Below are 11,861 nucleotides of genomic sequence, written 5' to 3' on the forward strand. Positions count from 1 at the left end.
CGGCCCGTCGGCGCTCTGCGTTCCCCGGTGGCCGCCGGCCTCACGCTGGCCCGCCATGGCCTGCCGTGGTATGGCCTGCCCACAGCGGAATGGGGAGCACCATGCTGACTCGGCGGCAGTTCCTGCGATCAGGCGCGTACTCGACAGCGGCGGTGATGGTCGCGCCCGGGTTGATGATGAAGATCGGGCCCAGCGGGCCGGTGCTGTTCCAGATCCCCGGCGGGAGCCTGGCGCCCGGCGACGTGGCCAAGTATGCGCTGCCGCTCGTGAAGCCGCCGGCCATGCCGCTCAGCAAGGGCTCCAACAGGAACAGGGACTTCTACCGGATCGGCGTGCGCCAGTTCCGGCAGCGGATCCTGTCTCCGCCGCATCCGGCGACCACCGTGTGGAGCTACGGGTCCGTGGACTTCCCCGGCCCGGCGGTCGACCCTGACACTGGTTCACTGACCGGCGGGACCTTCAACTACCCGGCCTTCACGATCGAGGCCACCGCCAACAAGCGCACGCAGGTGTTGTGGCGCAACGAGCTGGTCGACCAGAACAACAACTTCCTGCCACACCTGTTGCCGATCGACCAGACCCTGCACTGGGCCAACCCACCGGGCGGCCTTGACGGCCGCGACACGCGGCCGACGAACCCGAGCCAGGCGCCGTACATGGGCCCGGTGCCGCTCGTCACACACGTGCACGGCGCCCACACCGGCGAGGACAGTGACGGCTACGCGGAAGCCTGGTACCTGCCGAACGCCGCGAACATCCCAGCCGGGTACGCGACGACGGGGTCATTCTACGACTACTACAACACGAAGTACGCCCACGACTGGGCACCGGGCACGGCATCGTTCATGTACCCGAACGACCAGCCGGCGGCGACACTGTGGTACCACGACCACACGCTGGGCATGACCCGCAACAACGTGTATGCGGGGCCGGCAGGGTTCTGGTTGATCCGGGGCGGACCCTACGAGAAGGATCTGGGTTACGTCGCAGCGGGGGTCGGGGACAGCCCGCTCGGCAAGTACACCGAGATCCCGATCGCGATCCAGGACCGGTCGTTCAATGCCGACGGATCGCTGTTCTATCCGGACAACCGCGCGTTCTTCGAGGGGCTCAACCCGGCGCAGCTGCAGATCCCGTTCATCCCTGACGAGGCCTGCGATGGACTGCCCAGCGACGTGTCGCCGATCTGGAACCCCGAGTTCTTCGGCAACATGATCGTCGTCAACGGCTTCACGTGGCCGTTCCTCGAGGTGGAGCGACGGCGCTACCGGTTCCGCTTCCTCAACGGCTGCAACTCGCGGTTCCTCGTCCTGAAGCTGACGACCTCGCCTCGGACGGACAACGGCGGATTCAACACGCCCGAGTTCTCGTTCTGGCAGATCGGGGCGGAGCAGGGCTTCCTCCCAGCGCCGGTCGAGCTCGACCACCTGCTGATGGGGCCTGCCGAGCGTGCAGACGTGATCGTCGACTTCACCGACATTCCGGTGGGCACCGAGGTGTACCTGGTCAACGACGGACCCGATGCACCGTTCGGCGGCATCTCGCTCGAGGACCTGTCGGACTGGGAGTCGACCGGTCAGGTGATGAAGTTCATCGTCACGGCTGCGACAAGCACGGACAACACCATGCCGCCCGGCCAACTGGTGCTCCCGGCGCAACCGGTGCTGCCGCCGAAGACCGCCACGCGGCAGTTGTCCCTCAATGAGGAGGAGTCGGCATCCGTCCGGGTCAGCGAGGACGATCAGGACAACATCGTGCTCGACTGCTCGAACGGCGAGGTCTTCGGGCCGACGGCGGCGCTGCTGGGGACACTGAACCCCGATGGCAGCGGCAACCCGTTGCTGTGGAGCGATCTCATCACCGAGAACCCGGCGCTCGGCGCGGTCGAAGTGTGGGAGCTGCACAACTTCACCGTCGACGCCCATCCGATCCACATCCATCAGGTCAAGTTCAAGGTCCTCGGGCGTGGATCAGACGGCATGCAGGCCCCCGAGCGATCGGAGACCGGATTCAAGGACACGGTGATCGCCTACCCGGGCGAGGTCACGCGCGTGAAGGCGCAGTACGACCTGCCGGGCTTCTACGTGTGGCACTGCCACATCGTGGAGCACGAGGACAACGAGATGATGCGCCCGTTCCACGTCGGACCGATCCCGCCGGACGCACCGGCGCAGTAGCGGGCGGTCGGCTGGCGTCAAGGGCCGCGCACCGAGCTGTACTCTGCGTTGTGCTTGCCGGCCATGAGCGCGATCACGCCCACCAGCGCCGTCGCGGCCGCCGTCACGAACATCGCCCGCGCCATCGCGGCCGATTCGAGGCGCGCCACGATGGCACCGCTGATTCCGATGGCGAGCATGTCGGGGGCGGTTCGCACGCTGCACGTGCGCAGGAGATCCCCACCGGTGTTCCTGTAGGGAACCGTGCGGTCAGGTGAACGCAAAGAGTGGGGGGAGGACGACCACGACCGTGGCGGCCCAGGCACCGAGCACGGGCAGGTAGCTCGTCTGCCACCGCTCCAGCCGGTTGAACGCGCCACGCCCCGCGATGAACCGCGCGGACAGCCAGGCCGTCCCCGCCAGGTTCACCAGCAGCACGAGGTTCAGCCCGAGTGCCGCCGTGCGGTTCGGGGTGAACCCGAGCTCGCCGATCCGGGTCAGCATCGCACCGACCACCATCAGGTCGAGCACGAGCGCGCTGCCGACGGCGACGAGTTGGATGCGGTCCATCCAGCCCGGTGCCTGTGAAGGGTCGCGGGCGGACATCCCGTACAGGACGAGCCCGAGCACGACCACCATCAGGGCATCGAACACGGCGAGCAACTCGCGATCGAACGCGCCTCCGAGTCCGGTCAGGGCATAGACGACGGCGGCGATGATCAGCATGGCCGCGAACAGTGGGGTGAAGATCATCGTGAGCACCGGCGCCATGTTCTCGACGACCTGTTGCTTCGACTCGACCAGCCACGCGGCAACGATCACGGCGCCCGCGGCTCCCAGCGGCAGCACCCACTCTGCGACCCGCTCAACATCGATGCCTGCGGGCTCGAGGATGGCGGCGGTCAGCCCCATCAGCACCCCGCCCCCGAGCGCGATCAGCACGTAGTAGATCAGCCACTCACCCGTGAAGCGGACGAAGTCCATGCGCCGCTCGTGAGACCGTACGGTGCCGTCCATGTAGGGGTAGGCGACCACGAACCACAGCGCGACCGGGAGGTGCGCGGCGACGAGCAGTTCGGTCGACGAGCCCTCGCTGTACGGGTAGACGTTGACCACGACGGCGGCGACCGCGACTGCGACAGCGACCCCGAGCCAGTCGCGCGACGTGAGCCGCCGCCGGCGGGCGAAGTAGCCGGCGAGGAACGGCAGCACGAGCATGCTCGCGTTGCGGAACAGCCACGGCGACTCCTGGCCCGGGAACCCCGCCGCGAGGCGTGCGACCTGGACCGTCACGGCGACCGCGGTCGCGAACACCAGCGTTTCGACCCAGCGGGTGTCGGTCCGTTCCTGCCCGTCCCCGTCGGACAGGACGAGCTGCCTCCACAGCCTGCCGCTGTGCTCGCGGGCGAACTCGCGCGACACGTCGTCGAGTCGCCCCATCCGCTTGACCGCGACGAGGAAGGCCTCGTCGGGCGTGAGACCGGCGGCGTCGAACGCGGCGATCTGGTCCCGGAGGTGCGCCTCGAGCTCGTCGACGTCGTGGCCGTTGACCGCCGGGGACGCCGCGACGTAGGCCCGCCACTCGGCGATCTCGGACTCCAGCTGCTCCACGGCTCAGGCCCTCCCCAGTACGAATGGCAGCACGTCGTCGCCTCCCCACACGTCGCCCAACGCCCGCGCGACGGTGACCCACTGACGCTTGTGGTCCGCGAGCGCCGCACACCCCTCATCCGTGATCGCGTAGTACCTCCGGCGCCGCCCCTGCGCTGGTGTTCGCCACTCCCTGGTCACGTAGCCGAGCCGGTGCAGACGTTGCAGAAGCGGGTAGAGCATCCCGTCGGTCCACTCGAGCTCGCCGTCCGAGAGCTCCCGGACGCGCTTGAGGATCGCGTAGCCGTAGCTCTCGCCATCTGCGAGGATCGCCAGCACCAGCGGCGTCGCCGACGCCGCCACCAGGTCCTTGTCGATGTGCACGTGTCGCCCTCTCGAAGCCACGGTGCTTCATACATAGAAGCACAATGTGCATAGGGCTGCAATGTGCGCAGCGGGGTCGGCGCCCACGAACGATGACGGACCGGCGACTTCACCGTTACCACGTGGTCGCGATCGGTGTATGCCTGGAGCGCGATGTTGGCGGCGGCGCAGGTCAACCACCCTGATCTGTTGATCCTCGACGAACCAGCGGCGTCCCTCGATCCGTTGGGACGCCGTGACGTCCTCGACGTCATGGCCCGGCTGCGGACCCACGCCACGGTCTTCTCCACCACGCACATCCTCGACGACGTGCAACGCGTCAGCGACCACGTCGCCATCCTCGACGGCGGGCGACTGGTCGCCAACGCACCGACGCGGGAACTGCTCAATGGCGGCGCCAGAGCCTACGAGGTGACGGTACGCGGCGACGGCGCAGCAGCGTCCCGGACGCTGCACGCTGAGCCGTGGGTCACCGGCATCACCGCAGGCCCCCACGACGGCTCGACGACCCTGACCGTGACCGTCGCCGACGAACCCGCCGCGGAGTCGCGTCTGCTGCGGTCGGTGCTCGCCGACGGGAACACGACCGTCACGTCGTTCGGCCGCAGACACCAGCACCTGGAAGATGTGTTTCTCCAACTCGTGGACGGCGATCACCAATGAGCACGATCACACCAGCCACTGGCCGATCCGGGGCGCTGGTACCTGTCACGCCGACCGGTCGGCTGGGCGGCTACGCCAATCTCGTCGGCAAGGAGCTCAGCCAGTGGTGGAGAACCCGCCTGTGGTGGAGCCAGGTGCTCGTCTGGGTCATCCTGCTCAACGGCGTCACGACGGTGGTCATGCTGACCGAGCCGGGAGTCCCTCGCGGCGACCTGCTGCGCGAGGTCACCAGCACGTTCCTGGCGATGGGGGCGATCGCGATCGGGATCGGCGTCGTGCTCACCGTCCAGGGGGCCATCGTCGGCGAGAAGGAGCTCGGCACGGCCGCCTGGGTCATCTCCAAGCCGGTCTCACGCGCCTCGTTCATCGTTGCGAAGCTCGTCGGACACGGCGTCGGGTTCCTGGTGACGGCCCTGGTCGTCCCGGCCGTCGTGTTCACCGTCGAGGCATCCAGCCTGCTGTCGCGCACACCAACGCTCGGGTCGTTCACGGCGGGCCTCAGCGTCGTGGCTCTGGTGGTCCTCTTCTACCTCGCCCTGACCCTCGCCCTTGGGACCATGTTCGCCGGCCGCGGCCCGGTGGCGGGGATCGGCATCGGGGTCCTGCTCGCCGGCGTGTTCTTCAAGGGCATGCTGCCACCCGCGATCGTGTACGCCACGCCGTGGCTGCTCGGCGACATCGCCGGCGCCATCGCGACGAGCGGTCCACTCGACCCCAACTGGTACGTGCCGGTCGTCGTGACGGGCTTCGCGGCGATCGTCCTTGTACTCGTCGCCCTGTGGCGCTTCCAGCGCGAGGAGTTCTGACCCACCCTCCCACGGAGGCGGACATGCCGCAGTCACAGCTTGGCCGCTGCAGCGCTGATCGCGCTCGTCGCCGGCGCGCTCGTCATCGTCACCTGGGTCCGGCCATGGTGATGGCGGCGATCCCGCTGCGCTGCCCGAGACGGGGGTGCCCCCGGCCTACGCGATCAAAGCGTGGCCTCGGTCGTCGCCTTCGCGCTGATCTCCTGCGGCGTCGGCTTCGTCATCGGTGCACGCTTCGGTACGCCGACGGCGTGACGCCGGCGTGACGGACGAAGATCCGCCGGAAGTAGCGGACGTCACGGAATCCGGATGCGGCGGCGACGCGGTCGATCGACCCGTCGGTCGTGCGGAGCAGCGTACGTGCGTGGTCGACGCGTTCCTGGTGGATGTAGGTCGTGATCGGGACATTGGCGTCCTTGCGAAACGCGCGGCCGAGGTGGTCCGGGTGGTAGCCGAGCGCCGCTGCGATGGTGGCGGTCGTCAGGTCGGGATCGTCGAGATGCTCCGCGATGTGCTGTGCGGCCAGGCGCCGCAAGCGCTCGTCGTTCGACATCGATCGGCTGTCGGGTGCAGCGAGGCGGTGCAGGATGAGCGTGGTGTACGCGTCGGCCGCCTGTTGGGTGAGTCGGTCTTCGTCGCGGTCGGCGAGGTAGCGAGCGAAGACTGCTGCGATCTCTCGCCGGTCGTGGGCGACGCCTGTGGGCGTCGGGCCCTGATCCATGGCGGTGGGTTCGCATGTGAAGCAGATCCAACGGAACCATGTGTGGTCGTCGAGATCACGCGTGCCGTAGTGCCGCATGCCCGCGCGGAGCAGAATCCACTGGCCCTCGTGTACGTCGTGCCCAGTCGATGCTTCGGTGATCGGCAGGACGCCCGCCTCGACCAGGATGAGTTCGTGGACGGGCAACGTCCTGTCGGCGTGGCGGCGCACCGTCGCGGGCGCATGGATGCCCAGACCGACGCTGCGCACGGGCAACGCCGCGATCCCGGTGGCCGGAGGCGCGGCCGGATGTGGCCACGGCATCGGAATCGTCTCGGCCAACATCGGAATCAGTCCTGATCAGACAGCAACGCCGTAGATACGGTGGACATCTGCCTCGGAATCCTATCGACGACGGAGCAGGCGATGCTCGACCGGGACGCGATCGACCGGTTCCACCGCGACGGCTTCCTGGTCGTGCATGGCGTGCTCGACGAGACGGAGATCACGGTTCTGCGGTCCGCCGTGGACAGCACCGTGGCCAAGGGTGTCGCAGGCGTAGGGACGGGCCACAGCTACCGGAACGTCGACGGCGGCAACGCGTACTTCCGCACCGACGGCGTCTGGAGCTACGACGGGGCGTTTCGCGACGTCACCGTGAAGCCGGAGATCCTGGCGATCGTCGGTCAGCTGCTCGGCCACCCCTTCGTCCCCGTCAACGACACCATCGTCGTCAAGTTGCCGCAGTCCGGCGTGGCGATCGATTGGCATCAGGATCCTCCGTACGCAGGCATCGGTGGGCGCGCAACCACATTCGGGGTGCCGAACTTCGACATCGACATCTACCTGGACCACGCGACGGTCGAGACGGGGTGTCTGTACGCGATCGCTGGGCACCACCTGGTCGGCCACGTCGAGCTCGAGCGTTTCACCGATGACGAGCTGTTCGATCGCGACGACGCGATGTCACTCGAACTGGGACCGGGCGACGTGCTGGTGCACGCGATCACGGCGCCGCACGGCAGCCGCGCCAACGTCACCAACGAGCTTCGGCGTGTCGTCTACCTGCACTACATGGCGCGGGAGGTCCTCGAGCAGCTCTACGGCCGCTGGGCGGACGTCGACAGCTTCGGACCCGAAGGCCTCGATCGCCTGCACGCCATGGTCGAGCAGGCCGGCGGCATCGACCGGCTGTCAGCGCGCGACGTGCTACTCGGCGACGACGGGTTCGTATTCGTCGGGTCACCTGCGACGCCGCGCTACCACTGGCAGGCCCTCGTCGACGCACTGTCCGCGAACGAGGCGATGGCCCGCAGGACCCTCGGTGCCGCTGACCCGGCCGTCGGTGGCACCGGGCGCAGCCACCGACCGCTGCCGCCACCGTGATCCGTCATCAACCGTGGCGACGTGTGGATATGCGCGCACGCTGGCGCGCTCTTCCGGCATCTGAGTTCCGAGGCTGAGGACGGCCCGCCGGTCCACCCGCTCTGCATCCGAACGCGCGAAACGGTGCGTCCGACGCGTGCTGCTTTCCGGCCAGCTCACGGTAGTCGCGCCGAACGCGGTCGCGTCGCTGCGACATCGCGGCATGGCCGGCCGCCGACCCTCGTCTGTGCGCCGCTGCCATGTAGATCACCCTGCCCTGCCCGTTCACTCATGACAGTGTCCGAGGGCAGTGGAAACGAAGTCAGGGGCGAACGGCACCCACACCCTGTTCCGATGGGCCTGATATCGCCACGGACATCCGGGCTCCCACTGCGGCCCCGTCGGACACCTCGCGGCTGCGGGCCGTCGGGGAGCACCTCTGTCCCGGTCGGCTCGCAGCCGGGCGCGGCCTCAGATCCGCTCGGCTCCGTCGTCGCGGTGTGGTCGAGGGACTCGGCGGATCGCGCACCGTTACCCTTGGCACCGGCCGGACGGTGAGGAGCTCGATGTGACTGGATCGGCGACGCAGGGCGTCGAGGGGGTGCTGCGCGACGGCTCGACGGTGTGGATCCGCACGGTGGACGAGTCGGACCTGGAACGACTCAAGGCGTTCCTGGATGGCCTGTCGATCGAGTCACGGTTGCTGCGGTTCTTCTCCGGCGGCATTGACATCGAGCGGACGGCACGGTGGGCGGTGGAACCGGAGCAGCACGACGGCTACGCACTGGTCGCGACGACCGGCGCCGACGAGCGGATCATCGCGCATGCCAGCTATGACCGGGACCGCCCGGGCGCCGACCGCGCCGAGGCGGCGCTGGCCGTAGCCGACACGTTTCAGGGCCGTGGCTTGGGCACGTTGCTCCTGGGTCAGCTCGCCGAGATCGCCGATGGTCGCGGGGTCGACGTGTTCACCGCACACGTGTTGCCGCAGAACCATCGCATGCTTGAAGTGCTGCGCGATGCCGGCTTCCCGTTGACGCGGCGGACGGTGCCTGGCGAGATTGAGATCGAGTTCCCGACCGCGCTGGACTCCGAGGGCCGCAGCCGATTCGAGCATCGCGAGCGGCTGGCGGCCGCGGCAGCGGTGCGCCGTGTGCTGGAGCCGACGGCGGTGGCGGTGATCGGCGCGTCGCGTCAGCGCGGGACACCCGGCGGCGAGGTGTTCCACAATCTGATCACCGGCGGCTTCGCGGGGCCCGTGTACCCGGTCAACACCCGCGCGTCGGTGGTGCAGTCGGTCGCTGCGTACCGCTCAATCGAAGACGTTCCGAGCACAGTCGACCTCGCGGTGATCGCCGTCCCCGCCGCGCACGTCGTCGGTGTGGCCGAGCAGTGCGCCGCAGCTGGCGTGGGCGCCCTGGTCGTGCTGTCCGGCGGCTTCGCCGAGACCAACGACGTGGGCCGCCAGCGCCAGCACGATCTGCTCGCGGTGTGCCGACGGTCTGGGATGCGTCTGGTCGGCCCGAACTGCCTTGGTGTGATCAACACCGATCCGGCGGTGCGGCTGGACGGCCAGTTCGGTCCCACGCGGGCAGCGCCGGGTCGGGTCGGGTTCCTGTCGCAGAGCGGGGCGCTGGGCCTGGCGATCATCGACCAGGCGAACGTGCTCGGGTTGGGGCTGTCGTCGTTCGTCTCCGTCGGGAACAAGGCCGACCTGTCGGGCAACGATCTGTTGCAGTACTGGGAGAGCGATCCGCGGACCGACGTGGTCCTGCTGTACCTCGAGTCGTTCGGCAATCCGCGGAAGTTCTCGCGCATCGCGCGCCGGCTGATGCGCACGACCCCTGTCGTCGCGGTGAAGAGCGGCCGGTCCTCTGCGGGCGCACGGGCCGCTTCGTCACACACCGGCGCGCTGCTCGCGGCGTCGGACCGCACCGTCGACGCGTTGTTCCGCCAGGCCGGCGTGATCCGCACCGACACGCTGTCGGAGCTGTTCGATGTCGCGAAGCTCCTGGTCAGCCAACCGGTGCCCGCGGGCCGCCGGGTCGGGATCGTCACCAACGCCGGGGGTCCGGGAATCCTGTGTGCTGACACCTGCGCGGCCGAGGGCCTCGACGTCGTCGACCTGCGGGAGGCGACGCAACAGGCGCTGCGGGACGCGTTGCCGGCCGGGGCGTCCGTCGGCAATCCCGTCGACACCATCGCGGCGGTGACCCCGGACATCTACGAGCGCGCGGTCCGTACGGTCGGCGCGTCGGGCGACGTCGACGCGTTGATCGCCATCTACATCCCTCCGTTGGCCGGCGACCCGATGCGGTTCGTCGCGGCGTTGCGCCGGGCGGCTGACGAGTTGCCCAAGGGTGTGCCGTTGCTGTCGGTGTTCATGTCCTCGGTGACGACAGCGCCGATCGACGGTGTCACGCGGATTCCCGTGTACGCCTTCCCCGAGGACGCCGTCCGTGCGCTGGCGAATGCGGCGCGGCTGGGTCGGTGGCGATGCATACCCGACGAGGCCGCCGGCGAGCCACCGGGTCTGCGACACGACGAGGCGTCGGCGCTGCTCGCGGCGGCCACCGGCGAAAGCCCCGACGGTCGATGGTTGTCCCCCGACGAGGTCGCGCGGCTGCTCGGCTGCTACGGCATCCCGCTGATCGGCGGTCGCACCGTCACGACGATCGCCGACGCCGTGGCCGCGGCGCACGCCGTCGGCGGGTCCGTGGCGCTCAAGGCCGTCGCCGGCGGTCTGGTGCACAAGAGCGACATCGGCGCCGTCCGCCTCGGGCTACGCACCTCCCAGGACGTCGCCGACGCCGCCCACGACATCCGACGGGCGGTCACAGGGGCCAGGTACACCCTCGACGGGTACCTGGTGCAGCCGATGGTCGATGCCGGTGTCGAGCTGCTGGTCGGGGTGACCGCGGAGCCCACCTTCGGCCCCGTCGTCGTGTGCGGAGCAGGCGGCACGACGGTCGAACTGCTCAATGACGTCGCGGTGCGCATCACCCCGCTGACCCGCCGTGAGGCGCACGACATGCTGCGCGAGCTGGCAACCTTTCCACTGCTGGACGGCTACCGCGGGGCGCCCAGACGCAACGTCGCGGCTGTCGAGGACCTGTTGCTGCGGATCAGCGCGATCGCCGACCACCAGCCCACAGTCGCCGAGTTCGACTGCAACCCGGTGGTCGTCAACGAACAGGGCGCGACCGTGCTGGATGCACGCGTACTCGCCCGCGGATCACGCGGTCTCCGCGTCTGACCGCGGTAGCCGCGCCACCAGCACAGGGCATGTGGCGTGGCGGACGCAGTGCTGGCTGATCGATCCCAACAGCACCCCTTTGAAGCCCCCGAGTCCCCGTGACCCGACCACCAGCAGGTCGGCGTCGTGTGACAGCCGTACGAGCGCGGCTGCCGGATGCTCCCCGCCAACGGCACTAAGCCGCACGTCAGCGCCGGACAGGTCGATGTCCTGCCGGTGCATGAACTGACGTAGCCACCCCTCAGCATGGCGCTGGGCCTCCGCACGGTCGGCGGCGTCCCGACGCTGCGCGGACTCCAACACCGTGCCGGCCGTGTCCTGCGCGGTCCACATGTCGCCGGCCATGACCGACGCGGCCGCCGCCGCGTGCGACGTGCGAGCCGGTTCGTAGACGTACACGACGTGAAGGTCGACCGAACGGCACCGCGCCTCCGTCACCGCCAGCTGCAACGCAGCCACAGAGTGCTGCGAACCGTCCACTCCAAGGATGACACTCATGGTCGCCTCGATTCCGGCGAGCCCGCCGCTGTCAGGCATCGCTGTTCGCGACCTTACCGCACCTCGAGCGTGTTCTTGGCGCCGAGCACTCCGGGGAACTCGGCGTGGTAGGCGTCGATGGCCTCCTGCCCGTGAGGAATTGGATCACGTCGATCGTGATGGTGCGGTCCGCGACGTCGATGCCGTGGAGCCGGCCGTCGTCGAGCAGCGCCGGTGACGTCTCGGCGAGGTAGCTGGCGTTGACCCAGCCGGTGCCGTCGCCGGGCAGGACGATCTCACGCCACAGCACACCGTCGACCTGTGCGATGCGCCCGGTGGACTCGAGCTCGACCATGTCGGGGGCAAGGGTGGCCATGACGGCGTTGTGCACCCCAGGTCCGCTGCGCACGTTGAGCCGGTCATCGGCGGACACGCCGGTCACGTCCCAGTTGGCCCGCAGCTCA

Annotated in this window: 11 protein-coding genes; 5 read left to right on the top strand and 6 right to left on the bottom strand. The window is 69.0% G+C overall.

The window, feature by feature from the left end; genetic code table 11:
• The first annotated feature begins 101 nt into the window (after nt 1-101).
• On the top strand, nt 102-2,177 hold the full coding sequence (locus VFZ70_09460) for a multicopper oxidase (GenBank protein HEX6256025.1): 2,076 nt from the start codon (nt 102-104) through the stop codon (nt 2,175-2,177).
• Nucleotides 2,178-2,194: 17 nt separating this feature from the next.
• On the opposite strand, the gene VFZ70_09465 is transcribed toward VFZ70_09460, so the two are convergent.
• From VFZ70_09465 to VFZ70_09475, 3 genes are read right to left on the bottom strand one after another with little or no spacing between them, the layout of a single operon-like run.
• On the bottom strand, nt 2,195-2,374 hold the full coding sequence (locus tag VFZ70_09465; GenBank protein ID HEX6256026.1) for a hypothetical protein: 180 nt from the start codon (nt 2,372-2,374) through the stop codon (nt 2,195-2,197).
• A gap of 52 nt (nt 2,375-2,426) precedes the next feature.
• Nucleotides 2,427-3,767: a permease prefix domain 1-containing protein gene (locus VFZ70_09470; GenBank protein ID HEX6256027.1), complete on the bottom strand. Its 1,341-nt coding sequence runs from the start codon at nt 3,765-3,767 to the stop codon at nt 2,427-2,429.
• A gap of 3 nt (nt 3,768-3,770) precedes the next feature.
• Nucleotides 3,771-4,130, bottom strand: coding sequence for a PadR family transcriptional regulator (locus tag VFZ70_09475; GenBank protein ID HEX6256028.1), 360 nt, complete (start codon nt 4,128-4,130; stop codon nt 3,771-3,773).
• A 135-nt stretch (nt 4,131-4,265) separates the two neighbouring features.
• On the opposite strand from VFZ70_09475, the gene VFZ70_09480 reads away from it, so the two are divergent.
• Nucleotides 4,266-4,793, top strand: a complete 528-nt coding sequence (locus tag VFZ70_09480; protein HEX6256029.1) for a hypothetical protein — start codon at nt 4,266-4,268, stop codon at nt 4,791-4,793.
• Nucleotides 4,790-5,599: an ABC transporter permease subunit gene (locus VFZ70_09485; GenBank protein ID HEX6256030.1), complete on the top strand. Its 810-nt coding sequence runs from the start codon at nt 4,790-4,792 to the stop codon at nt 5,597-5,599. The genes VFZ70_09480 and VFZ70_09485 overlap by 4 nt, the downstream gene beginning before the upstream one ends.
• A 220-nt stretch (nt 5,600-5,819) precedes the next feature.
• Here the strand turns inward: VFZ70_09485 and VFZ70_09490 are convergent, their stop codons facing one another.
• Nucleotides 5,820-6,644, bottom strand: a complete 825-nt coding sequence (locus tag VFZ70_09490; protein ID HEX6256031.1) for a helix-turn-helix transcriptional regulator — start codon at nt 6,642-6,644, stop codon at nt 5,820-5,822.
• 81 nt (nt 6,645-6,725) lie between these two features.
• Between VFZ70_09490 and VFZ70_09495 the strand changes: the two genes are divergently transcribed.
• Together VFZ70_09495 and VFZ70_09500 are read left to right on the top strand one after the other, a co-directional pair.
• The gene (locus tag VFZ70_09495) at nt 6,726-7,685 is read left to right on the top strand and encodes a phytanoyl-CoA dioxygenase family protein (GenBank protein HEX6256032.1); all 960 of its coding nucleotides are present in this window, start codon (nt 6,726-6,728) and stop codon (nt 7,683-7,685) included.
• Nucleotides 7,686-8,232: 547 nt separating this feature from the next.
• A complete protein-coding gene (locus VFZ70_09500; GenBank protein ID HEX6256033.1) occupies nt 8,233-10,920 on the top strand; it encodes a GNAT family N-acetyltransferase in 2,688 nt (895 codons plus the stop codon).
• Here the strand turns inward: VFZ70_09500 and VFZ70_09505 are convergent.
• Nucleotides 10,900-11,418, bottom strand: a complete 519-nt coding sequence (locus VFZ70_09505; GenBank protein ID HEX6256034.1) for a universal stress protein — start codon at nt 11,416-11,418, stop codon at nt 10,900-10,902. The genes VFZ70_09500 and VFZ70_09505 overlap by 21 nt on opposite strands.
• Nucleotides 11,419-11,449: 31 nt before the next feature.
• Nucleotides 11,450-11,861: hypothetical protein (locus VFZ70_09510; GenBank protein ID HEX6256035.1), on the bottom strand; the 412-nt coding region annotated here is incomplete at its 5' end.

The organism is Euzebyales bacterium, assembly GCA_036374135.1.
In the GTDB taxonomy this organism is placed as follows: domain Bacteria; phylum Actinomycetota; class Nitriliruptoria; order Euzebyales; family JAHELV01; genus JAHELV01.

Excerpts from the sequence above, each read along its gene's own strand:
- VFZ70_09460 (HEX6256025.1), top strand. The coding sequence starts at position 102 with ATGCTGACTCGGCGGCAGTTCCTGCGATCAGGCGCGTACTCGACAGCG.
- VFZ70_09485 (HEX6256030.1), top strand. The coding sequence starts at position 4,790 with ATGAGCACGATCACACCAGCCACTGGCCGATCCGGGGCGCTGGTACCT.
- VFZ70_09490 (HEX6256031.1), bottom strand. The coding sequence starts at position 6,644 with ATGTTGGCCGAGACGATTCCGATGCCGTGGCCACATCCGGCCGCGCCT.
- VFZ70_09495 (HEX6256032.1), top strand. The coding sequence starts at position 6,726 with ATGCTCGACCGGGACGCGATCGACCGGTTCCACCGCGACGGCTTCCTG.
- VFZ70_09505 (HEX6256034.1), bottom strand. The coding sequence starts at position 11,418 with ATGAGTGTCATCCTTGGAGTGGACGGTTCGCAGCACTCTGTGGCTGCG.